Consider the following 22,392-nt stretch of genomic DNA (forward strand, 5'->3'; position numbering starts at 1 on the left):
GTTTCGGTGCCTTACGGTTGGATCGAAACTTGCGCTGCTAGTTTTTGGAGAGCGATGACGAGATCCACCGGGCAGGCGTTATGAATGCGACGCTGTCTCTTGCGAGCATTCTGGCCGAACAAGCGAGAAGGCGACCGGGCCGGATCGCGCTGATCGAGGGCGCACAGCGGATCACCTTCGCCGAGCTGTGGGAACAGGCGCGGGGCCAGGCCGCCGCGCTGATCGAGTTCGGTGTGCGGCCCGGCGACCGAGTGGCGCTGATGTGCCCCAACACCGCCGACTTTCCGGCGGCCTACTACGCGATTCTCGCCGCCGGCGCGGTGGTGGTCCCGGTGCATCTGCTGCTGACGGCGGGTGAGGCCGAACATGTGCTGCGCGACAGCGATGCTCGGCTGCTGGTATGCCATCCGTGGTTCGCGGAAGTGGGTGGGACGGCTGCCGGGGCGGTGGAGATACCTTGTATCGATCCGAATTCCCTTACCGCACAACCCCTTGCGACCTTCGTGGCGCGGCGGCCCGAGGACCCGGCTGTGGTGTTCTACACGAGTGGGACGACCGGTGTGCCCAAGGGCGCCGAGCTCAGTCACCTGAATATGGTGATGAACGCGACGGTGAATGCGTTCGACGCCAACGACGTACGTAGCGACGATGTGGCGCTCGGCGCACTGCCGCTGTTCCACGTCTACGGTCAGACGGTCTCGATGAACGCCACCTGGCGTGCCGGCGCCACCCTGGTGCTGCTGCCCCGATTCGATGCGGTCGAAGCCATTCGGCTGATGAATGCCAAGGGCGTCAATACCTTTCACGGTGTGCCGACGATGTATGTCGGTCTGATCGCCGCGGCTCGCGAGTTGCCGGACCCGCCGCGGCTGCGGCTGTGCATCTCTGGTGGCGCATCGCTGCCGCGGCCGGTGCTCGAGGCGTTCGAAGAGGTCTTCGGTGCGCCGGTCCTGGAAGGTTACGGGCTGTCGGAGACCTCGCCGACGGCGGCGGTGAACCAACCCGATTTCGGTGTGCGGCCGGGAACCGTGGGACATTCGGTCTGGGGTGTCGAGGTGGAGATCACCGATCCGTCCGAGTCCGCCCGGATCGCGCTGTTGCCCACCGGTGAACTCGGCGAGGTGGTCATCCGCGGCCACAATGTCTTCAACGGGTATCTCGGTAAGCCGGAGGTCACGGCCGCTGCGGTGGTCGACGGCTGGTTCCGCACCGGCGACCTGGGTGTCAAGGATGCCGACGGGTACCTGACGATCGTCGATCGGATCAAGGACATGATCATCCGCGGCGGGTTCAATGTGTACCCGACCGAGGTCGAAGAGGCGCTCCTGCGGCACCCGGCTATCGCCGCGGTCGCGGTCATCGGTCTGCCGGACGAGACCTACGGCGAAGAGATCTGCGCGGTCGTCGTGCCCGCAGGGACGGTGACCGCCGCCGACGTGATCGCTTACGGGCGTACGCATTTGGCGAAGCACAAGTATCCGCGGCGCGTCGAGTTCGTCACCGAACTTCCACTCGGTCCCAGCCACAAGGTCCTCAAGCGAGAGCTCAGGAAGCAGTTCATCTGAGGTGCTGTCCACGCAGGAAGGGGCGTGGACGGCACGCACTCGCCCCGGATTCCGCGCCGGATCTGGCATGCGCCTGCAATGCCCGGATGATCGGTGACGGCGGAAAGCTTCAGCCCGCAACGCTTCACTCGGGGCGGCGCGGCCGATGCCGCGCCACCCGACTGCGAAAGGTGTTGCGCGGCAACGTCATACTTCGAGATCCTCTTCGATGCCCTTGAGCCGGTGCCGTGCCAGCGCGAGGTTCGCCCGGCCGCGGTCCAGGGCGATGTAGAGGAACAGGCCCTTGGACTTTCGGCCGGTCATCGGGCGAATGATGTGGTATTGACCGCTCAGCGTGATGAGCACATCCTCGATATCGTCCTCGAGCTGGAGTTGCTCGATGGTCCGCAGCTTGGCGCGCACCACCTCGGTATTACCCGCCGCGGCAATCTGCAGGTCCAGGGTCTTGGAACTGCCGAGCATCCCGAGTGCCATGCCGCTGCTGTAGTCGACGACGGCAGCGCCGATCGCGCCGTCTATCCCCATCATGTCCTTCAGCGCCAGATCCATATTCGTCATATTCGTTCCTTTCGATCGGTTTTCTGGGTCCGGTCTTTGCTGGAGTCGGTTGCCGTCAGGTGATCGGCGATGGCACGGGCCACCGGGCGCGACTCCAGATGGAGGCGGCCGACGTTCACCTCGGGTCCGGCGAGCACCATCAGCGAGGACCAGCCCGCGGCGTAGATCACCACGTGCCCGCTCGCGCCGTGCACCACGACCTCATGGAATCCGCCGCCGTGCGCGGTCGCGGACAGCTGGTACGACAGCGACAGTTGGGCCGACGCCAGCGCGGCCATCCTGGTCGGCTCGATATCCGGTGGCAGATCGTGCGCGACGAGCAGGCCGTCGCTGGAGGCGACCAGCGAGCCGGTCACGCGAGGGAGACGATCGCGTAGCCCCTTCAGCTCCGCCAGCACCACCGCATTCGGTTCGGGCCCGGTCATCGCCACCTTCGTCAACCTTCCCCTCAGTTCGCCGAGCAGTTTCTTCCGCGCGGTCACGCAAGCTCCTCCAACGCCGCATGGAGACGGATGAGCAGATCGCGGTCAACGGGCTTCCAGTTGTCCGGGTCCGGAGTCGGGGCCGGGACCGCTACCGGCTGCCGGACCCGGCGCGGCAGGAACTGCCGCGGCTCGGTGACCGCGACGGCGGTCGGCACGGTCGGTACCAGTTCGGACCACACGGTCGCGACGGGCACCTGGTCGGGTGCCTCGATCAGTCCCGCCGTGGTCAGCTCCCGCACCGCCACCAGCGCGCCATAACTGGTGCGGCCGAGGTCGCGGGCGATTCCGGCAATGCTGCGTCGGCCATCGGCGGCGGCGAGCACCTCGGTCTGGCCGCCGGTGAGCGTGACGCGCCGCCGCCGGACGCGGCGCACCGGCACGACGGGTGCGCGGTCGACCAGTTCCGCAGGCCATGGTTCGGCTTCCGGATCACCCCGCCGCGCGCATTCGTGCAGGAGTACTCGGGGCGGGATGTGGCAGACCGGGGTCAACCAATGTGGCGGTGCCGGTCGGAATTCGGGAACGACGGGCGTGGCGAGCAGGAAGTAGGCGGCGTCGAAGACCGACAGCAACGCCAGGGTTTCCAGCCGCGGCCGGGCCAGCACACTGCGCGGATCTCCGGCCGCGGCCCGTCGCAATTCCTCCGCGGTCGCCACTCCCGCCGCGACGGCGAGCAGGTCCAGATTGGCTGTGCGCAGACAGTCCGCGGCAGTTATCGCGCCGTCCGCGAGGTGAAATGCGCCATCGCCCGCGCACAGCACTCCCGTGCTTCTTTCCTTTTCCAGTCGCCGCAGTTCGGTCGCGACGTCAACGCCCATGTGCGCCCTCGGCCAATTCGGCGAGAATTGCGCGGAGCCGGAATCTCGCGATGGCCAGATTTCCGGTGTCGTCGTCGAATAGCACGTGCACGAAAAGCCGACCGTCGAAGTCGCCGTTCACCAGATTCAATAGGTGATAGCCGCGGGTGCCGCAGGCGATGATCTCGGTGAGGTCGTCGTCGCGGCCGGTCGCCAGGGCCGGGCAGCCGAGCACTGTGCGGACCACGTCGGTGGTGGTCGCGGCGTCCTCGTGTTGGTCGACGAGGTCGTGTTGGCCCGCCGCGGCGATCGCCAGACCGCTTGCGCCGTCCACCAGTGTCACGCTGCGCGCACCGGGAATGTCCATGATGCGTTTCAAGCAGTCGTCGATACCGATCACCGCGCCCGGCCTGTCGTTCGGGGATTCCAGCGGTCCAGACGCTACACACTGTGGGCGAGTGATGGAAGGTGAATTACGCGGGATTTTCGGCGAGCGACACATTTTCCCCGGATACGCCGCTAAGAATACCCCTCGGTATCAATACCTTTCGGTATCGAACACGTCATCCAACCTGAATATCATTCGGAATCGGAGCCTTTGGGTACTCGACCAACGAATACCATTCGGTATTAACAGCTTTCGATGCCGGATGGCGACGAGCACGGCGTTCGCCTGATTCGGTATTCGACTCAGCAAACGGGTATATCCAGCAGAGCTATTGTGTGGCGAACCTTCGGCCGACTACGCGGCCCAGCTGTGCGGGACCACGAAGGCGGGGCGGCGTTCGGGGCGTAGCCAGTGCACCGATGCCGGGCGGGGCTCAGTGGCGGGGGCGGCTTCGGCGAGGACGGCCAGCAGGACGGCGGTGAGGGCGGCGAGTTCTTCGTCGGTCGGGTTGCCGCGCTCGACTTTCAGGAAGGTGGTCATCGGCGCTACTCCTATTGGGGTGGATTGCCGTGCTTGCGCATCGGGAGATCGGCGTGCTTGGTGGTGAGCATGGCCAGTGCGGCGATCAGGGCGGGGCGAGTGTCGGCGGGGTCGATGACGTCGTCGACGAGACCGCGCTCGGCCGCGTAGTACGGGTGGATCAGTTCGGTGCGGTATTCCTTGATCTTCTGCAGGCGGGCGGCGTCGGGATCGTCGGCGGCGGCGATCTCGCGCCGGAAGATGACATTCGCCGCCCCCTCGGCGCCCATGACCGCGATCTCGTTGGTCGGCCAGGCCAGTGCGAGGTCGGCGCCGATCGAGCGGGAGTCCATGACGATGTAGGCGCCGCCGTAGGCCTTGCGCAGCACCACCGAGATCCGCGCGACGGTGGCATTGCAGTACGCGTACAACAGTTTCGCGCCGTGCCGGATGATGCCCTCGTGTTCCTGTGCCACCCCTGGCAGGAAGCCGGGCACGTCCACCAGCGTGACGATCGGGATATTGAACGCATCGCACAGCTGGACGAACCTGGCCGCCTTCTCCGATGCTTCGATATCGAGTACACCGGCCAGGACGCTGGGCTGGTTGGCGACGATCCCGACCACCCGTCCGTTCAAACGCGCCAGCGCGCACACGATATTGGCCGCCCAGTGCTCGTTCACTTCGAACAGCACGCCGTCGTCGACGATTTCCTCGATCACCGCGCGCATGTCGTAGGGGCGGTTACTGTCGGTCGGCACCAGGTCGTAGAGCGATTCGCTGCGCCGGTCGGCCGGATCCGTACTGGCGATCACCGGTGGCTGTTCGTGATTGTTCGACGGCAGCAGCGACAGCAGGAACCGCACGTCGTGCAGGCAGCTCGCCTCGTCGTCGTACAGGAAATGCGCCACCCCGGAGGTCTGCGCGTGCACATCGGCGCCGCCGAGGCCTTCCATGCTGATGTTCTCACCGGTCACCGCGGTCACCACCTCGGGTCCGGTGATGAACATCTGGGCGCTGCCGCGCACCATGAAGACGAAATCGGTCAGCGCCGGACTGTAGGCCGCGCCGCCCGCGCACGGTCCGAGCATCACGCTGATCTGCGGGATGACCCCGGACGCGCGGGTATTGCGCCGGAAGATACCGCCGTATCCGGCCAGGGCGGTCACGCCCTCCTGGATGCGTGCGCCCGCACCGTCATTGAGGCTGACCAGCGGCGCGCCCGCGGCGACGGCCAGATCCATCACCTTGTGGATCTTGTGTGCGTGCGCCTCGCCGAGTGATCCGCCGAAGATCCGGAAGTCGTGCGCGTACGCGAAGACTCGGCGACCCTCGACGGTGCCCCATCCGGTGACCACGCCGTCACCGGGTGGGTGTTTGCGGTCCATGCCGAAGCCGGTGGCCTGGTGCGTGCGCAGGCCCTCGATTTCGACGAAGGAACCCGGATCGAACAGGGCCTCGATCCGCTCATGGGCGGTCTGCTTACCGCGCGCGTGCTGGCGCTCGGTCGCCGCCGGATCGGGTCCGGCCGCGGCGGCACGTTTGCGCTCGACGAGTTCGGCCACGTGAGCGCGCATCGAATTGATGCTCGGTGCGCGGTCGGCGACAGGGTCGGCGTCCGGTGCGTCGGCGGCGTTCGGTGGTTCGCTGATCATCAATTGCTCTCGCCTTTTTGTGCGGCTTCTGCATAGATGATCGCGATCCGGCCTCGAAACGTTTTCGTACACCGATCGCACTGAGATCAAAACTCAGTGCGGAGCCGGTCTCGCCAGCGCGAGCACGATCAGGCGGGGCATGACCATCGCGCCCTCGACCGTCCGCGGCTCGTGCAAATGTTCGGCGAGGGTGCGGTGGACTCGGCCGTGCAGTATGGCCCAGATCAGCGCGGCGATCTCGCGGACGTCGCCGGGGATGAGGATGCGGTCGCGCTGTGCGTCGGCGACGAGTTCGTAGAAGTTGCCTCGAGCCAGGTCAGATACTCGTCGAAGACGCGCACCAGTTCGCGATGTCCGGTGCGTCGGGTGAGGAACTCGTCGAGCAGTTCCAACAGCTTGTCCACGGCGACCCGATTGTCCTCAGGATTGGCTAGCAAGTCCCGCCGACCCGACTGCTGGTCCGGAAAGGCGAGATGCAGGACCAGGCCAGACCAGACGAGGTTGTCCCCGTCGCCGAGTCTGACGACCAGCCACTCCCGGAAACCGGTGAGTAGTTGCCAGTCGTTCCCAGCGTCAACGCCACTGAGGAAAGCAACGAACTGCCCAAAGGAGCCATCGAGGCCATACATGCCCGGCCTCTTGCCAACCTCATCGAATAACCGCTGGTAGTCCACGAAGCACCCTGCTCTCCGATGAAATTGAAGTCTGTCGAATCATCGTAAGGGTCCTGATGGACCAGATGTGCACGCTCATCGGCATAGACAGTGCGTTCAGCGGGCGCACGCGTCACGGCCCAGGGTGTTGACTGTCCACCGATACGAACGAGTCTCCGCCGCCGACCGGTTCGCGACAGTCGAATACGAGAGCCCGCCGGTCAATCGGAATCACGGAACCAAAACGAGGCGATCCTGGTCGAAGCTGGAAGGGGATTCGAATCGAATGCGCGATAGGTCACCGTGGCCGCGGCGTACGTGATCGTTGTGCGGTTCGGCGTGGCCGCCTCGCTGCTTCCTTCCGGACCTCATCGATCTGATCTCTGGGAACGAGTTCGATGATGTCTTCTCGTGAACTGATTGTCAGTTTCTGGAAGATCGCGGCCATCTGCGCGTCGACGGTTCTGCCGGAATTGCCTCGACGTGCCGCGATCGCGCTGTTCGTCCATCCCGCAGCAGCCAGGGTCGCGACCTGCTGCTCGGCTGCCGACAGCTCGCCCCAGCGTGATGGGGTGTGCTTGCGGGCGGGATGGTCCATCGCCAGCCTGTCCATGGACAGCGTGCCCAGCGCCAAGCGCTGCACCTCGCGCAGGTCGGGACGCAGCAGGGAGCCCTGCCGGTAAGCGGCGGCGAACGCCTCGGGCCCCAACACGCGGCGGGCGACATCGATCGCCTTTTTCGTTTCATCGGCGTAGACCCCCAGATCGCCGAAATAGACACCCGGCCCTGCTCGCAGCGCTTTGGCCCCTCCAGCGAGTTGAGTGGTTTCGGTCGCCAATGCCTCGAGTTCGGCCTGGTCGGTGCTGCCGGCCGCGATCGAATTCGTAATGGCCTGTGCCAATGACCATATCCGGATGAACACAGCCAACGCCGCGCCCCAGTGGTCGCCCGCGGCTTCCTGGCGTGCCATTGTTGCGCGCCCGAGGGCCAATGCCTCGATGGGATCACCGTGTTTGGTCAACGCGATCGCCCACGCCATCTCTGCCCAGGAGATCGCCCACCTGTCTCCGGACGCGGTGGCGTGATCGAGGTCACGTCGGTTGATCTCCAGGGCCTGCTGAGCCGATCCGAGGAAGCTCGCCGCCAATGCCTCGTGCCACTCGCTCCTCGACTCGCCACCGTGATCGCCCAGGGCATGGAACTTTTCGCGGGCGCGTGCCAATACGGTGATAGCGCTCGGGTCTCGGTGGGCCGCCATCAGTTCCACCCCCCACAAGACTTCGACAGGGGCGGGCAGGCCGATGTCGGCTTCCGGGGCCTGCCGCCAATTCTGTCGGATCTTCGGGTCATCGATGCAGGCGGCGACGCACTCCTCGAGCATCCGTTCGGCGTCGTCGTTTCTGCCCTGGAGCAAGGCGAGCCACCCGATCAGGGCCATCGCCGCGATTTGGAGTTCGTCCGGTTCCGGAGTCAGCGTGCGGGTGGCCTGCAGCGTGCGTTCGGTCCATCGGCGTATTTCTCGGGGTGAACCTTTGTAGATGGGCAGGGCGATCAGACCTGTGGAGATTTCCAGACCGAGTGCCGGCATGCCGGAGGTGAGGCTCGTCTCGATCGCGGTCACAATGTTGTCCCACGCCGCGCGCGCCCAGTCCAGCAGATCCGGCTCCGCGAAACTGAACCAATTGAGCTGCGCCGCAACGACTTTGTCCCGATAGTAGCGGAGGTGTCGCTGTGCGAGCCGCGCCGGTTCGTCCACCTCGTCGGTCGAGCGTTCTTCCAGCCGTTGCTGGGCGAACACTCGAATGCTTTCCAGTAGGGAGTACCGCACCGCGGTCGGCGTGATGTGCCGGGTTACCAGCGACTTGTCGGCGAGACTCTCGAGTAAGCCCTCGACATCCTCGGTTGCCACGCTCACCACCGTCTCGCCGTCTACACGGTCACGTCCGGGTGCCGGATCGTCTGCGCAGACCACTTCGATGGCCTCCAGGTCGGCACCGACATTCCGGGCCGAGGTGATGTCGTCCTCGGGGTTGGTGTCGTAACCCGCCGCGAAGACCGACATTCGGTTCAGCAGCAGCTGCTTCTCGTCCCGGCACAGGTCGTAGGACCAGGCGATGACATCGCGAACACCCTGATGCCGCGGCTCGGCCCCCACCCGAGGCCCATGCGACCATCGCATCCGTTTGTCGGTCGCCTCACCGCTGAGTTCGGAAAGGACCATAGCCAGCGGCTGCCGTGACAGCCGCGCAGCCGCCAAGCGGATGTACAGGGGATGGTTGTGCACATGACGACAAATCAGGCCGGCCATCGCAGTCTGATCGGCGTGGGTGTCGGTGTCGATGATCGGATGATCGGTGAGTACGGCGCGCTGCCGGAACAGCGTCAGAGCTTGCTGCTGTGTCAGCGGGGGAACCACGACGACATGTTCGTCGACCCACCCGATCGCCTCACAGCTGGTCGCCAGGATGGTCAATCCCGGCACCGCCTCCAGCAACTCCGCGATCAACTGTCCGGCGCCCGCGAGGACATGCTCGCAATTGTCCATCACCAGCACCGTCTGCAGGTTTCGTCCCACCGCGTCGGTCCTGGTCAACGCATCGACCAGGGCATCCCACCCCGACCTTCCGGAGAAGTCGGCACCGACGACCGATTGTGCGGCCTCGTCCATGACCGCGGACGCATCCGAGCCATTGGCCAGCCGCGCCAGCCGTACCCAATACACCGGCGTGGGCCCCGCCTTGCCGAATCGGCGAAGGACCTCGGTCGCGAGTCGTGTTTTGCCGATCCCGCCCGAGCCGATCAACGTGACCAGCCGAGCCGAACCCAGCAGCAAGGTACTGATCTTGTCCAGCTGCGGACCACGACCAACGAAATCACCCGTTGCCGCCATCAGATCCCCGGCGTGTCTTCGGCGCGTCGCCGACATAGTACTGAGCGTAGTCGCCCGAACACGCTGCTAGTCGCCCGATCGCCGCAGATCGCCGCGGACCGGGTATCAGCGATCAGGCTGACACACCGCCCGATGATCGGGCTCGAGCGTGTTGGTGATGGTTCACGCCCATAGTCTGCGACATGGCAGGGGCGGCCAACTGTCGCTGAGGTCGTAGTCGATCGTGACGGCCGCACCGACCTTATGGGCGGCAGCAGCGAACCGGTCGGCCACCGCGCGAATGTCTTGGAAGTGCAACTCCAACGGCGGACACACGAACCGAACTCGAATATGGCACAGGTCCCAGTGCCAGGATCCGATCCCGTTCATCGACATGTCATTTCCAGTCGTGTTCGCTGGCCGGGCAGCCCGACCCGAGGTGGCGTGGATCGGATATCTCGCATTCGGTGGCCGGCCATTGCCCCGAGCGCGCGTCACGGCGATGGTCACTGCCATGGCATCGATCCTTCCGGCAATGACCCCACAACCTGACGATCAGCAATGCTCGGTGATTAAGGGCGGCGTCACGCATCGGCAGATACCTACGGATCTACCTATAGCGGGTACCTAGACAGGGGCCCGGAGACGCTCCGCCCGCGATAGGCGCATTCGATCGTCACCCGGTGTGCGATCGCGGTGCCGGAGCGAGGAGATGGCGACTATCGCCGAGACGCGGGTCGGTGACGGGGAGGTCGCGGAACCGGCGCAGGGCGTCGAGAACCAGGTTGACAGCGGCGCGCGGGGGCGCACCGCGACGGATGACGGCGGCAATCGTGCGGGTGACGGGGGTAGCGAGCTCCCGGGTCGTCACGCGATAGCGCGGGTCGACGGCCAAGCCGGGGAGCAGAGCGACCGAGAGTCCGGCTTCGACATGTTGCAGCGTCATCATGTAGTTGCTGAAGCGGCAGATCACGCGTGGCTCGAAACCGGATTCGCGGCAGAGCCGAGTCGCCAGATTCGCCATATAGGACTTCGGCATATCGAAGGCCCACGGCTCATCGGCGTAGGCGGCGAGGTCGGCGGGTCCGCGGGCGGTCCCCCCGGGTGGCAGCACGAGCACGATCGGGTCGGTGGCGAGCGGCACGATATCGACATCCGGGCCCAGCGGATGTTCGACGAAATCGGTTGTCGTGATGATGATGTCGGCATCGCCGACCCGCAGCGCCGGCATGCTCTCGTGCGGTTCCAGTTCGACCAGTTCGACTTCGAGGTGCGGATGCGTATGCGCCAGCCGCGTCACCGCGGGCACGCACAGCGAGTGGATGGCGCTCTGGAATGCGCCGAGCCGGACCTGTCCGACCGGCTCGTCACCGAGGCTGCGCAGTTCGGCCTCCACGCTGTCCATTTGATCGAGGATCGCTCTGGCGCGGCGGGCCAGCATCAATCCGGCCGGGGTGAGCCGGACCCGGCGGCCGGTGCGTTCCAGCAGTTGGGTGCGGGTTTCGGCCTCGAGTACGGCGAGCTGTTGTGACACGCTGGACGGGCTGAGGTTGGCCGCCTGCGCGACCGCGCGGACGGTGCCGAGAGAGTCGAGCTGGCTGAGCAGCCGCAGCCGCCAAGGGTTCAGCATGCCTCCATTGTTGTGCGGTTCAGCCGAACAGCACAGCCGGAATTGTGAGATGGACCTGACGCTCGGATCGCCCTTACCGTCGATGACATGGCTGCTCCCACCTCCGCATCACTGTCCACCGCCGACTTCTGGGCCGACGCCGACCGGCATCTCGTGCGCTATGCGGGCGCCGGCGAATTCACCCGCGAGATCATCGCCCGCGCCGCCGGAAGCTTCCTGTACACCGAAAGTGGCAGGGAGATATTGGATTTCACCTCCGGGCAGATGAGTGCGATTCTCGGACACGGACATCCGGATATCGTCGCCACCGTCGGCCGTCAGATCGGCGAGTTGGACCATCTGTTCAGCGGCATGCTGAGCCGCCCGGTCGTCGACCTCGCCCGCCGCTTGGCCGAAACCTTGCCCGAACCGCTGGAAAAGGTCCTGCTGCTGACCACCGGGGCCGAGTCGAATGAGGCCGCGATCCGAATGGCCAAGCTGGTCACCGGAAAACATGAGATCGTCTCGTTCGCCCGCTCCTGGCACGGTATGACCCAGGCTGCCGCGAGTGCCACCTACAGCGCGGGCCGCAAGGGGTACGGTCCCGCCGCGCCGGGCAACTTCGCCATCCCGGTACCCAACTCCTATCGCCCCGACTTCACCACGGCCGAGGGCGAACTCGACTGGCGTCGCCAACTCGATTTCGCCTTCGATCTGATCGATGCCCAGTCGGTCGGCAGCCTTGCCGCCTGCCTGGTCGAGCCGATCCTCAGCTCCGGCGGCGTCGTCGAACCGCCGCCCGGCTACGTGGCCGCGTTGCGGGACAAATGCCGCGAACGCGGCATGCTGCTGATCCTCGACGAGGCGCAGACCGGCCTGTGCCGTACCGGATCCTGGTACGCCTTCGAGCGCGACGGTGTCGTGCCCGACATCCTCACCCTGTCCAAGACGCTCGGCGCGGGGCTGCCGCTCGCGGCGGTGATCACCAGCGCCGAGATCGAGCAGCGGGCACACGAGCGTGGCTTCCTGTTCTTCACCACCCACGTATCGGATCCGCTGGTCGCCGCGGTCGGCAATACCGTGCTGGATGTGCTCACCCGCGACGGCCTCGACGAACGTGCCGCCGCGCTCGGTGCCTTCCTGCGCCGTGGTCTCGAGCGAATCGGCCAGCGGCACAGCGTCGTCGGCGATATCAGGGGCCGCGGCCTACTCGTCGGGCTGGAGCTCGTCCTCGATCGTGAAACCAAAGAGGGCTCCGACGAACTCGGGGCGCTGGTCACCCGCCGCTGCTTGGAGCTCGGCCTGCATATGAACATCGTCCAGCTCCCGGGCATGGGCGGCGTCTTCCGCATCGCCCCACCGCTGACCGCCACCGAAGACGAACTCGCCCTCGGCCTGTCCATCCTCGACCAGGCCATCGGCGACGCCGTCACTCGGCGGTGATCCGCTGCAGATCAGTTGCCGTTGATGCCGGTGGTGAGCCGGACCACGACCTTGTCATCGGTGATCTCCTGCACCGTCGCGCTGAGTCCGCCGGCGGGTTGGGTCTGCCCGACCGGGACGCTGACCTCCTGGCCGCCCACCTTCAGGGTGACCGTATTGCCGTTCACCGCAACGAGTTCGGCATCGATGCCGAGCACACTGGCCTTGGCGTTCACGCCGCGGGTGAAGCTGACCGTACAACCGCTGACCTGGCACTCGGACTTATAGCCGGGCCCCTGGGATGAGCACGCCGCCGCTGCGAGCGGCGTGAGCAGGGCGAACGCGGACAGGGCGAGCATCCGTTGCACTGGCATGCGGCCCAGTGTAGGTGGCGCGGTATCGGCTGTCCGTTGCCCGCGATGGGAGCGGTTGCCACGATCATGGCGCGGACTATCGTGGAGGCGTGGGCGTTATCGGTGAACTGTTCCCGGGTCAGAAACTGACCGACGAGGGGAGCGAGGACAGCGATGGTCAGACGCATCGACCGCGCGTCGAGATCGATCTGGACGCGGGTGTCGTGCGCCTGGGCCCTGTCGCGCCCTCGCCCACCGACGAACCGAGTGAATAGGACTGTCCCGCAACTCAATTGTGCGCGGGCAACGCACATCCGTCCGGACCGCAGACATCGGCCCCGCCGATGGTCTGAATAGCGGGTTCGCGATCGGCCCACGCCCTGTCCAGTGCTTGGGCGAACACCTCGGACGGCTGGGCACCGGAGACGCCGTATTTGCGATCGAAGACGAAGAACGGAACGCCGGTCGCCCCGAGTTGCGCCGCTTCCTGCTCGTCGGCGCGCACCGCATCGGCGTAGGCATTCGGGTCGGCGAGTACGGCGCGGACCGGCGACTCGTCGAACCCGGCCGCGACGGCAATCCGTACCAGGCGCTCGTGATCGGCGAACAACGACTGCTCGTCGGCGAAATTCGCCCGGTAGAGGGCATCGAGCAGGTCGTCCTGTTTTCCTTCGGCCAGCGCGAAGTGCAGTAGCCGGTGCATATCGAAGGAGTTGCCGTAATCACGGCCTTCGGTCAGATAGGGCAGGCCGATCGCAGCGGCCTGCGCGCCGATGCCGCGTTCATTGGCCGCCGCCTGCGCCTCGCTGATGCCGTACTTGCGGGCGATCTTCGCGATGACCGGACCCGATTCGTCGGCGGGCAGGGTCGGATCCAATTCGAACGAGCGGTGTACCACCTCGACGTCGGTGCGGTGCGGGAAGTCGGTCAATGCCTGCTCGAACCGTTTCTTGCCCAGGTAGCAGAAGGGGCAATTGATATCGGTCCAGATCTCGACCCGCACGTTCATCCTCGCTCTCGTTCGAACCCCCGGGGTTGGCAACACCTCGGCTACCGGATCTGTTCCCGGGTCACCGGCGCGGCGGGCTGGCGGTCGCTACCGACCGACGTTCCCACTGGAGGTGAGTTCGCCCCGAGTTTCGGCGTTGTTCGACACCTACGCTGAGTGCATGGAGCAGCCGAACTCCCGCCGAGCCATCAGATCTCGACGCGGTACCGCGCTGGCGAGACCGACGCAAGGCCGTGCCGCGGAGCTGGCCGAGCTCCGGGCGCAGCTGGGACCGCTCCGATGTTATTGGGGCTACCTAGTGGCCGCGGTCGGCAGTACGGCGACTCTTATCCTGCTGTTCCAGTCGTGGATCACCGCACATGGGCCCGACGGCAAGGTCGCCTCCAACGCCTTCGGCCGGCTCGAAATAACCACGAACTACCTGAACGTCTGGTCGCATGCGAAGCCCAAAACCCCGCCGGTCACCGGTCTTTGGGCCATCCTCGCCAGCGCCGCCATCATCATCGCGCTCTGCGCCATCGTGCTGAACATCCGCCTTCGCACCGAGATTCTCGCCCGCCTTGCGACATTTTCGCTGGCGTGCGCCGCGCTTTTCGTGATCCTCTGTTTGATCTACCTCAATGGCAAGGGCGCCGAACTCAAGGCCATGACCAGTCGTACCTATGACCTGGGCGGCCACCTCGGACAGATATTGAACTGGGCTACCGGTAGAGGCAAACTCGTCATCCCGGGCACCGGTACCTCCAACTACTCATCCGCTGGTCTTACCCACTGGGGATATCTCGCCGTGGTGACCTCCCTCGGTTCGACCATGGCGGCCATCGCCCAATGGCTGGTCGTGCGTCGCGCGGCCGATGATCCGGTCCGCCTGTCGTGGCGGATGCCCATTGTCTTTTCGCGAGCACCTTCGAACCACGACACCACCACCTGACATAATTCGCTACCGAGCGAATGCCTTCCGCAGCGCCGTCGCGGCATCGAGTCGGGCGCGCTTGCTGTCGTCGAAGGGGTGCCGGACGAATTCGTGGATCATCCCCGCATAGCGGGTGACGGTGACCGGGACCCCGGCCTCATCGAGGCGCTGACCGTACTGCTCGCCCTCATCGCGCAGCGCGTCGTATTCGGCGGTGATGATGAGCGCCGCGGGGAGGTCGGCCAGATCGGTGGCGAGCAGCGGTGAAACTCTCGGGTCGAGCTTGTCCGCATCGCTGTTCAGGTAGTTGTCCATGAACCAGTGCTGGGCGTCGCGAGAGATATTGCCGTACTTGCCCGCGTACTCCCGGATAGTGAAATTCGTTCTGCGGAAATCGAGGTCGGGGTAGATCAGCAGTTGGAAGACCAGTGCCGGGCCGGTATCGCGCGCCATCCGGGCGACGACGGCCGCCAGATTTCCGCCGGCGCTGTCGCCGCCGACGGCGATCCGAGTGGTGTCGACGCCGATGCTCGCACCCTGCTCGGCGACCCATTGGGTCGCGCTGAAGCAGGCGTCGGGTGCCGCGGGAAATTTGTGTTCCGGCGCCCGCGGATAGTCGACGGACACCACGACGCATTCGGCGCCATTGGCGAGACTGCGGCACAGGCCGTCGTGGGTGTCCAGATCGCCGAGTAGGAAGCCGCCGCCGTGGAAGAACACCAATGCCGGGAAGGGACCGTCGCCGTGCGGGGTGTAGATCCGAATCGGTATCGGTCCGTCCGCGCCCGGGATCGTCCGGTTCTCGACCGTGGCAACGGGTTCCGGTTCGCCGAGTAGGGCGATCTGCCGCCGCCACCCTTCGCGCGCCTGCTCGGGGGTCAAGGTGTGTACCGAGCCGAAATCGGCGCGGGCCAGACGGTCCAGATAGGCCTGAACCTGGGGGTGCAAGGAGATCTGGTCTTCTTTTGTTTCGCTCATACGTCTATCGTCTGACTTGAAGTGTGCTTCAAGTCAAGGAGTAGATGCGATGGAACTCGATATCGGGGAAGTGGCCGAGCGATCCGGGTTGGCGCCCTCGGCGCTGCGGTACTACGAGAAGCGCGGTCTCATCGAATCCGCGGGCCGCAATGGTTTGCGGCGCACCTATCGGCCCGAGGTGCTCGATCGGTTGGCGCTCGTATCCTGCGCCAGTGCAGCGGGTTTCACGCTCGCGCAGATCGCGCGATTCCTCGTTGCCACGCCGGCGGACACCGAGCTGCGCGGCTATATGGCCGAGAAGGCCCTGGAGGTGGATGCGGATATCGCCCGCCTCACCCGAATGCGCGACAGCCTGCGCCATGCCGCCACCTGTACGCATCGACCGCTGGTCGAGTGCCCCGACTTCAAGCAGACCTTCGGCGAGATCCGATTGGAACCGGCCGCCGCGATAGCCAGCTGAAGAGGCGGGTCGTAACCGAATAACCGTCGCGCTGCTCGCGGTGCTGGCCGGTGGGGCGCTGCTCGGTGCGGTGGGGGCGCTACTCGCGATTCCGGCGACGGTGCAGGCGTTTCTGGGCCTATCTGTGCGGCGATATGATGTCGCCGACGACCCGCGCGTCGAGCGAACCGCACGAAAGCAGCTCTCGGTCAAGCAATTTCGGCGCTCCAGCACATGAGGAACAGGGTCCGGCGAGTGGTACTCGCCGGACCCTGTTTCGGCGCGACGTCAGGTGGCGCCGACCCCTCCGCGGCGCCAACTTCCGTTACGCGGCCGGTGTGGTCGGTACCGCGATGCGGTAGTTGGCTCCGGACTGTCGCCGGTCGCGTTCGAGGATGCGGGCGTGCAGCAGGACGACCGCCTGGGCCAGTTCGAGTCCGAGATCGGCCGCGCGCATGGCGGCGATCTCCATGGCCAGCAGGTAGTCCTCGGGATCCGGATCGCTCAGGGTCTCGTCGAGCACCATGCCGGTCATGGCCTGCGCACGGGTGAGCAGTCGGTCGGGCAACCAGCTGAGGACCCAGCCGTCACCGGTGTAGTGGGCGGTCTCGGGGGTGATGTCACTGGTGATCAACCAGTCGGTCAGTTCGAGCGTCATGACCCCTCCCTTGGTCGATCGAAACCACCTGTCCCGGAAGCGATCTCCGAATCAGCTGTGGCGCTGACAACAATGCTATGGATCGCCACTTCAGGATGTCAACTAAGCATAGATGCTATCTGATGATATCTTTCAATCAATATTGCTTCGATTCAAGCAAACTCAGCGATACATGTCCGAAATGTGCTCTACAAGAGCGAGGTTGAGTGGCGCAACGCTGCGCAGAGTGGAATTTCGCTGACGATACCGAGGCTGCCGTGCGCAATATCCGCCCGCGCCTATGGTTTCCAGCGATCGTCCAGAAAACTTCTGTTGTCTGGATCGGCGTCGCGGATCGTAACGTGACTATGATGACGACGGATGACACATCGTGAGCATTAGGATCCGAGCGCAGGATGGAGGCGCGGCATGGCTGGCTCAGGGCCGGACGGTGAGCAGGTGGGGGATCTGGTCCGTCGGCTCCGGACGGAACGTGGGTTCACCCAGGCCGCGCTCGCGGCCAAGGCAGGTTGTTCGCGCAGCCTGATCCAGCAGATCGAGAACGGAACTCGGATCCCACCGCTACCGTTGCGTGAACGTCTCAGTCTCGCACTGGGACAGGAATTGCCGACGGCCGACGGTATCGCCGACGATGTCGCTGGCGGCGCCTACCACGACCTGCGTATGCGATTCAATGTTCTGCTCGGCAAGGACCCTGAACTCGTCGAGCGGGCGATCGGCATCGCGGGCAGCCTGATCGATGCGACCGGCGCGCGCGATGAGATCGAACCGCTGCGCATGATCGCGGATCGGCAGTTGGAGCGGGCCGAGGAGATCTTGGCGCAGATCCCCTCGCGCAGCGCGACGGTCTGGGAATGGAATACCGTCAGCGACTGGTTGATGATCCTCGAACAGGCCAAACAGTCCGTCCGCGCGATCCACACCGCCGACCTGGGCACCATCGGCGGCGATGTCGGCGACGACTATCACGCCGCGATCCTGCGGCTGGCCGACAACACCCATCCGCCCCGAATCGATGTGAGACGAATGTATGTCCTCGACACCATCGACGATGTGTGGCCCTATGACGACAAATTGTGGAAACAGGCGCGTACCGGCGTGGAGAGCGTGCTGGTCAAGCGCGAGCATGCGCGCAACGCGCAGAGCATGTTGATCGTCGATGAAAAGTACGTCGCCGTCGGTGAATACGACTATTCCCGGCAGGCGCGCGTCGCGACCCGATTCTCGGCGTTGAAGCACGATGTCGCCTTCGCGGTGCGCCGGTTCGAGCGCCTCTACGAACTCAAGGTCGCAGGTTCGGGCATCGTCGTCAATGACATCGTCGCGTCACCGGCGCTGGCCGGATTCGAACGCCTCACCGAGGGCGAGTGCCGCACTCTGTTCCGTGCGGCGCTGGAACAGAGTTGGCACGAGATGACCGCGCCGGGGGAGCCGCCCGCCGAGGGTGAGGTGCCGTGACTCGGCAGGCTGTCATCGATCGGCTGCCCTGGCGGAACCCGGCACCCAGTCTCGCCGCCCGCACCAATCGCTCCGAGGAGCGCAAGCGAGACGTACGTCGACAGTTGGGTGCGCATCCACAGTTCGCGGGTACGGGCAACCGGATGTATTCGGACGTGATCGATGCCTATCACGGCGAAACCGGTCTGCCGCTGGCCGAAAGTGCCGTCGCCGCACTGGATCTGGCCTGGCGCGAATTGCTGCATACGCAGCCACCGGACGAATACGCGGACGGCACGCTGTATCACAAGCGGCAACCACTGATACTGCGAGAGTTGGCGGCGCACAAGCTATTCGGGCGATTGTCCGAGCCGGTCGACGGGGTGCCCGGGGTCCGGGTATCGCCCGACGAGGTCATCGTCTGCGCGTACTCGAGCACCATGCTGCTCGAGGAGGCGGTCGCGACCCTCGCTCGTCCCGGTGGTGTCATCGTGTATCCGGAAGGTCTGTACAAGAGTTCGGGCATCCACGTTGAGAAGTACGGTCTGCGAATGCAGGCGTGCCCGGTCGCGCCGGACGACTCCTTCAAGATCGACCCGGAGTTGCTCGCGTCCTGCCTCGACTACTTCGCCGGTCGTGGCGAACTGTGCGGAGTGCTGCTAACACTGCCCGGAAATCCGGTATTCACCGAGTACTCGGCCGAGGAAATGCTGGAGATCGGCCGGGTGCTGCTGGCGCACGGGGTGCCGGTGATCTGCGATATGGCCTTCGATTGCCTGGTGGCACCGCACATTCCGATCGCCGCGCTGGAGATTCCGACCGCCGACGGCGTACGGCGGCTCTACGACCAGGTGCTGACCATTACCGGGAATTCGAAGGGTTACAACGCTTTCGGGCCGTGCAAGCTGGGCGCCGCCTGCTCGGGTAATGCCGCATGGCTGGCCGAGATTCGGGAGCGGCTCACCATCTCCTTCCAGCGCGAGTCGACGCATTTGGCGCGAGCGATCGTCGAGCACACACCCGCGGAGTACTTCGCGGTCAACCGCACAAGCATGCTCGAGCAACTCGACCGCGCGCACAGCCGCATCGCCGCCATCAATGGTCGCGTCGGCGCGAAAGTCATTCGGGCACTGGGCAGTCGGCAGGGCATGTTCCTGACCGTGGTCTTCGACGACGCGGTCCTCGACCGGGCGGGCGTCGCAACCAGCGCGGAGTTGGAGGATCTGCTGCTCGCCGGTGCCGGGATCGACAGTGTCGCACTGGACCGGACCGGATCCGAGCGACTCGGCGTGCGATTCAATGTGCTGGCGCCGCGCAAGGCGCCGGGCCGCGAGTCGGCCGAACTGGTCGATGAGCTCTTCGACCGGCTCGAACAGTTGATTCGGGAGATCCGGGCCGGGCTGACCTATCCCAAGGTGCTGGCCGAGCGTGGTCTGCCGGTTCTGGAACACGCTGCCGCGCGATGATTATCGGAGTGCTGCGGGAGACGGCGGCCGAGGAACGGCGCGTCGCGCTGATCCCCGACGATGTGCGCGGGCTCGCGAATATGGATGTCATCGTGGAGCGCGATGCGGGCCGGTCGATCGGCTTCGGCGATGCCGACTATCGCGCGTCCGGTGCGCGGATAGCCGAGCGTGCTGAGGTTTTCGCCCGCTCCGACATCGTGGTGTGGGTGAAACCTCCGGCCTACCCACTGGATTCGGTGCGTCCCGGTACCACCCTCATCGGATTCCAGGATCCGCTACATCGTCACGACGTGATCGCGGGGCTGCGCGAGCGCGGCATCGAATCGATCGGCTACGAAACCGTTCCGCACTCGCGCCCCGATATCGATGCCCTCTCCGCCATGAGCCGGATAGCGGGTGCGGTCGCCTATGCGCAAGGCCGACAGCTGTTCTCGGCCCAGGGGCCCGTGCGCGCCCTGATCCTCGGCTGTGGACAGGCGGGACTTTCCGCCATCGCCGCGGCGGTCGCGCATGGTGACCAGCCGACCGCGATCGGCAACCGCCCGGACCAGGAGTCCGCGGCCATCCGGTACGGTGCCGAGACATTCCTGCCGAATCCAGTTGGGCTCCTCGCTCACCTCGCCGCCGAACCGCCGGACCTGATCGTCTGTGCTGCCGTACACCGTGGCACCCGCGGTCCGCTGCTGCTCGATGGCGCGGCACTGGACACACTGCGCCCGGGCACGGTGATCGTCGATCTCGTCGCCAAATCGGGCGGCAATTGTGTCGCCACCGTCCCGGACCGCACCGTAACCCTCCCGAACGGCGTTATCGTCACCCACCGATCGAACTATCCGACGCTGCGACCCGTGGAAGCAAGTAGCGCCTACAGCGCGGCCACCGCCGCCCTGCTGAAGACCCGTTTCGCGAACGAGCTACGCCTCGAGTAGCTGTCGCAGGACATCGAGGTTGGCCCGTACCGCGGACTTGATCCGTGCGGTGACGACGGGACCCGTGAGTCGCAAGGGCCCCGGTAATCCGAGTTCGACCGTGTTTCGCAGCCGGGTGCCGTTGGCGGCGGACTCGAGATCGTAGGAAACCACCGCGGGGAATGGGCCCAACTGCCCACGGATCCGCAGCCGTTGCGTGGGTTGGAATTCCGTGACCTCGAACGCCTCGACGGCTGGTCGGGGGATCGATCGGGTCTGCAGATAAGTCGTCCCCACCCCGACCGGGCCCGCGGAGGTTTTGCGGGTCTCGGTAATGGCGTAGTTCCACCGCGGGATGTTCTCGAACTCCGCGAGGTAGGTGAAGACCGCGGCGATGGGGCGCTCGATGGTCAGTGTGTTCTCGAAGGTTGCCATATCGTTATGTTACACGACATACGTGTCGTGTAACGTATCTGGCATGACGAACACATCGAAGAACCCGACTCTGGTATTCATCCCCTGCATGTCCGGCGCTCCGTGGGACATCAGCAGGTTCGACTCCCTGGCCGACCGACCCGCGCGACTGCTGAAACTGCCCGAGGCAGTGGACGATATGGAGGTCTATGCCGACTTCGTCGCCGACGCGGTCGCCGATCTCGACGACTACGTTCTGGTCGGCGACTCCTTCGGCGCTCAGGTCGGGCTGGCCCTGGCGGTTCGCCGACCGAAAGGTCTACGCGGACTGGTGATGTCGGGAGGATTCGCCGCCAACCCGGCCACCCCGTTCTGGAAGATCGCGATGCAGGCACTGGGCAAGATGCGCGGTGGTGCCTACCAGCACATCGTGCTGCGGGCGCACGCCCAGCGGCTGGCCTCCCCGTTCGACGGTGAGGGTCAGGTGCCCTGGAGCAAGGCCGAGAGCCGTCGGGTATTTCGGGAGAACACTCCCGCGGAGTCCTACGGCGCTCGCCTCCATGCGGCCCTGTCGGCCTACTACGTCGACAAACTCGACCAGGTCGCCGTCCCGACCCTGATCCTGACCCCCGAACACGACGTCATCGTCGGCGACGCTCCCGCGAAAGTGATGCGCGAGGGTATTTCCGATGCGAGCGAGGTCGTATTGGCGCGGACCGGGCACATGTTCCGGTTCTCGCATCCGGGTACATACGCTGCCGCAGTGGCGAAATTCCTGACCGATCGCGTCGATCACCCCAAGGTCGTCGGTGCACGACGCTGAAGAATTCCGGTACCTCGTCCTGGCGGCTCAACGTGAAGGAGCCCGCCTCACCGGCCAAGGACTCAAACCCCTTGGCGTTACCACGGCCCAGGGCGAGGTACTACGGGTCCTGCAGGACCATCAACCGCTGACCCTCAGCGGACTCGGCGAACTGCTCGTCTGTGAAACCGGCACGAGCCCCAGTCGCCTGGTCGACCGATTGTGCGCCTCCGGGCTGGTCGACCGGCGACCTGCGGTACACGACCGCCGCCACATCGAACTCACCCTCACCCCCGAGGGACGCGACGTCGCCGATCGCATTGCCGATATCGAACAGCGCTTCTACCAACGCATCCGAGACAGCGCACAAGGCGACGACCTCCACCTCGTCAACAGCTGTCTACGCGCTTTCGTCGGCGACCTCCCCGCCGGTCGAGCGCTCGCACGTCGCATCGAACTCGAACAACCGTGACACAATGGCTCGGCGGCTACGCG

Annotated in this window: 24 protein-coding genes; 10 read left to right on the forward strand and 14 right to left on the reverse strand. The window is 65.5% G+C overall.

Features of this window, described 5'->3' with window-relative positions:
- The first annotated feature begins 80 nt into the window (after positions 1-80).
- Positions 81-1,565, forward strand: coding sequence for a long-chain-fatty-acid--CoA ligase (locus ACQP1G_RS06410; RefSeq protein ID WP_433199337.1), 1,485 nt, complete (start codon positions 81-83; stop codon positions 1,563-1,565).
- A gap of 186 nt (positions 1,566-1,751) precedes the next feature.
- On the opposite strand, the gene ACQP1G_RS06415 is transcribed toward ACQP1G_RS06410, so the two are convergent.
- The 9 genes from ACQP1G_RS06415 to ACQP1G_RS06455 all read right to left on the reverse strand — a co-directional run bounded on the left by ACQP1G_RS06415 (position 1,752) and on the right by ACQP1G_RS06455 (position 11,119).
- Positions 1,752-2,123 (reverse strand): hypothetical protein, encoded by a 372-nt coding sequence (locus ACQP1G_RS06415; protein WP_433199340.1) that lies wholly within the window; start codon positions 2,121-2,123, stop codon positions 1,752-1,754.
- Positions 2,120-2,605 (reverse strand): roadblock/LC7 domain-containing protein, encoded by a 486-nt coding sequence (locus tag ACQP1G_RS06420; protein ID WP_433199343.1) that lies wholly within the window; start codon positions 2,603-2,605, stop codon positions 2,120-2,122. The genes ACQP1G_RS06415 and ACQP1G_RS06420 overlap by 4 nt, the downstream gene beginning before the upstream one ends.
- On the reverse strand, positions 2,602-3,426 hold the full coding sequence (locus ACQP1G_RS06425; protein ID WP_433199346.1) for a hypothetical protein: 825 nt from the start codon (positions 3,424-3,426) through the stop codon (positions 2,602-2,604). Before ACQP1G_RS06425 ends, ACQP1G_RS06420 begins: the two co-directional genes overlap by 4 nt.
- Positions 3,416-3,784, reverse strand: coding sequence for a hypothetical protein (locus ACQP1G_RS06430; protein WP_433199349.1), 369 nt, complete (start codon positions 3,782-3,784; stop codon positions 3,416-3,418). The genes ACQP1G_RS06425 and ACQP1G_RS06430 overlap by 11 nt, the downstream gene beginning before the upstream one ends.
- 363 nt (positions 3,785-4,147) lie before the next feature.
- Positions 4,148-4,333, reverse strand: coding sequence for an acyl-CoA carboxylase epsilon subunit (locus tag ACQP1G_RS06435; RefSeq protein WP_433199352.1), 186 nt, complete (start codon positions 4,331-4,333; stop codon positions 4,148-4,150).
- A gap of 11 nt (positions 4,334-4,344) precedes the next feature.
- Positions 4,345-5,967 carry an acyl-CoA carboxylase subunit beta gene (locus ACQP1G_RS06440; protein WP_433199355.1) on the reverse strand — a complete coding sequence of 541 codons (1,623 nt, stop codon included), beginning with the start codon at positions 5,965-5,967 and terminating at the stop codon, positions 4,345-4,347.
- Between the two features lie 224 nt (positions 5,968-6,191).
- Positions 6,192-6,596, reverse strand: a complete 405-nt coding sequence (locus ACQP1G_RS06445) for a hypothetical protein (protein ID WP_433199358.1) — start codon at positions 6,594-6,596, stop codon at positions 6,192-6,194.
- Between the two features lie 322 nt (positions 6,597-6,918).
- On the reverse strand, positions 6,919-9,546 hold the full coding sequence (locus tag ACQP1G_RS06450; protein ID WP_433199361.1) for a LuxR C-terminal-related transcriptional regulator: 2,628 nt from the start codon (positions 9,544-9,546) through the stop codon (positions 6,919-6,921).
- Positions 9,547-10,165: 619 nt separating this feature from the next.
- A complete protein-coding gene (locus ACQP1G_RS06455; protein WP_433199363.1) occupies positions 10,166-11,119 on the reverse strand; it encodes a LysR family transcriptional regulator in 954 nt (317 codons plus the stop codon).
- Between the two features lie 87 nt (positions 11,120-11,206).
- Between ACQP1G_RS06455 and ACQP1G_RS06460 the strand changes: the two genes are divergently transcribed.
- Complete coding sequence (locus ACQP1G_RS06460) at positions 11,207-12,541, forward strand: aspartate aminotransferase family protein (protein ID WP_433199366.1); 1,335 nt, start codon at positions 11,207-11,209, stop codon at positions 12,539-12,541.
- An 11-nt stretch (positions 12,542-12,552) separates the two neighbouring features.
- Here the strand turns inward: ACQP1G_RS06460 and ACQP1G_RS06465 are convergent, their stop codons facing one another.
- On the reverse strand, positions 12,553-12,894 hold the full coding sequence (locus tag ACQP1G_RS06465; protein WP_433199369.1) for a hypothetical protein: 342 nt from the start codon (positions 12,892-12,894) through the stop codon (positions 12,553-12,555).
- Positions 12,895-12,983: 89 nt separating this feature from the next.
- Between ACQP1G_RS06465 and ACQP1G_RS06470 the strand changes: the two genes are divergently transcribed.
- A complete protein-coding gene (locus ACQP1G_RS06470; protein WP_433199372.1) occupies positions 12,984-13,148 on the forward strand; it encodes a hypothetical protein in 165 nt (54 codons plus the stop codon).
- Positions 13,149-13,162: 14 nt separating this feature from the next.
- Here ACQP1G_RS06470 and ACQP1G_RS06475 read toward each other — a convergent pair whose 3' ends face one another.
- Positions 13,163-13,882 (reverse strand): DsbA family oxidoreductase, encoded by a 720-nt coding sequence (locus ACQP1G_RS06475; RefSeq protein ID WP_433199375.1) that lies wholly within the window; start codon positions 13,880-13,882, stop codon positions 13,163-13,165.
- A gap of 298 nt (positions 13,883-14,180) precedes the next feature.
- Between ACQP1G_RS06475 and ACQP1G_RS06480 the strand changes: the two genes are divergently transcribed.
- Positions 14,181-14,813, forward strand: coding sequence for a hypothetical protein (locus ACQP1G_RS06480; RefSeq protein WP_433199378.1), 633 nt, complete (start codon positions 14,181-14,183; stop codon positions 14,811-14,813).
- A gap of 9 nt (positions 14,814-14,822) precedes the next feature.
- Here the strand turns inward: ACQP1G_RS06480 and ACQP1G_RS06485 are convergent, their stop codons facing one another.
- Complete coding sequence (locus ACQP1G_RS06485) at positions 14,823-15,773, reverse strand: alpha/beta hydrolase (protein ID WP_433199381.1); 951 nt, start codon at positions 15,771-15,773, stop codon at positions 14,823-14,825.
- Between the two features lie 49 nt (positions 15,774-15,822).
- Between ACQP1G_RS06485 and ACQP1G_RS06490 the strand changes: the two genes are divergently transcribed.
- A complete protein-coding gene (locus ACQP1G_RS06490; protein ID WP_433199384.1) occupies positions 15,823-16,233 on the forward strand; it encodes a MerR family transcriptional regulator in 411 nt (136 codons plus the stop codon).
- Between the two features lie 304 nt (positions 16,234-16,537).
- On the opposite strand, the gene ACQP1G_RS06495 is transcribed toward ACQP1G_RS06490, so the two are convergent.
- Positions 16,538-16,870 carry a hypothetical protein gene (locus ACQP1G_RS06495; RefSeq protein ID WP_433199387.1) on the reverse strand — a complete coding sequence of 111 codons (333 nt, stop codon included), beginning with the start codon at positions 16,868-16,870 and terminating at the stop codon, positions 16,538-16,540.
- A 408-nt stretch (positions 16,871-17,278) separates the two neighbouring features.
- On the opposite strand from ACQP1G_RS06495, the gene ACQP1G_RS06500 reads away from it, so the two are divergent.
- Genes ACQP1G_RS06500 through ACQP1G_RS06510 form a run of 3 tightly spaced genes read left to right on the forward strand, consistent with a single transcriptional unit; the run spans position 17,279 to position 20,702 of the window.
- Positions 17,279-18,328, forward strand: a complete 1,050-nt coding sequence (locus ACQP1G_RS06500; RefSeq protein WP_433199390.1) for a helix-turn-helix domain-containing protein — start codon at positions 17,279-17,281, stop codon at positions 18,326-18,328.
- On the forward strand, positions 18,325-19,773 hold the full coding sequence (locus ACQP1G_RS06505; protein WP_433199393.1) for an aminotransferase class I/II-fold pyridoxal phosphate-dependent enzyme: 1,449 nt from the start codon (positions 18,325-18,327) through the stop codon (positions 19,771-19,773). The genes ACQP1G_RS06500 and ACQP1G_RS06505 overlap by 4 nt, the downstream gene beginning before the upstream one ends.
- Entirely contained in the window at positions 19,770-20,702 is a 933-nt protein-coding gene (locus tag ACQP1G_RS06510; RefSeq protein WP_433199396.1) for a hypothetical protein, read from the forward strand. Before ACQP1G_RS06505 ends, ACQP1G_RS06510 begins: the two co-directional genes overlap by 4 nt.
- On the opposite strand, the gene ACQP1G_RS06515 is transcribed toward ACQP1G_RS06510, so the two are convergent.
- Positions 20,688-21,116, reverse strand: a complete 429-nt coding sequence (locus tag ACQP1G_RS06515) for an SRPBCC family protein (protein WP_433199399.1) — start codon at positions 21,114-21,116, stop codon at positions 20,688-20,690. The two genes, ACQP1G_RS06510 and ACQP1G_RS06515, sit on opposite strands and share 15 nt — an antisense overlap.
- Before the next feature lie 43 nt (positions 21,117-21,159).
- Here ACQP1G_RS06515 and ACQP1G_RS06520 point away from each other — a divergent pair, with 43 nt between their 5' ends.
- Together ACQP1G_RS06520 and ACQP1G_RS06525 are read left to right on the forward strand one after the other, a co-directional pair.
- Positions 21,160-21,918: an alpha/beta fold hydrolase gene (locus ACQP1G_RS06520; protein WP_433199402.1), complete on the forward strand. Its 759-nt coding sequence runs from the start codon at positions 21,160-21,162 to the stop codon at positions 21,916-21,918.
- Positions 21,905-22,369 (forward strand): MarR family winged helix-turn-helix transcriptional regulator, encoded by a 465-nt coding sequence (locus tag ACQP1G_RS06525; protein ID WP_433199405.1) that lies wholly within the window; start codon positions 21,905-21,907, stop codon positions 22,367-22,369. The genes ACQP1G_RS06520 and ACQP1G_RS06525 overlap by 14 nt, the downstream gene beginning before the upstream one ends.
- Positions 22,370-22,392: the final 23 nt, after the last annotated feature.

It is taken from the genome of Nocardia sp. CA-107356, assembly GCF_050946365.1.
GTDB lineage: Bacteria > Actinomycetota > Actinomycetes > Mycobacteriales > Mycobacteriaceae > Nocardia.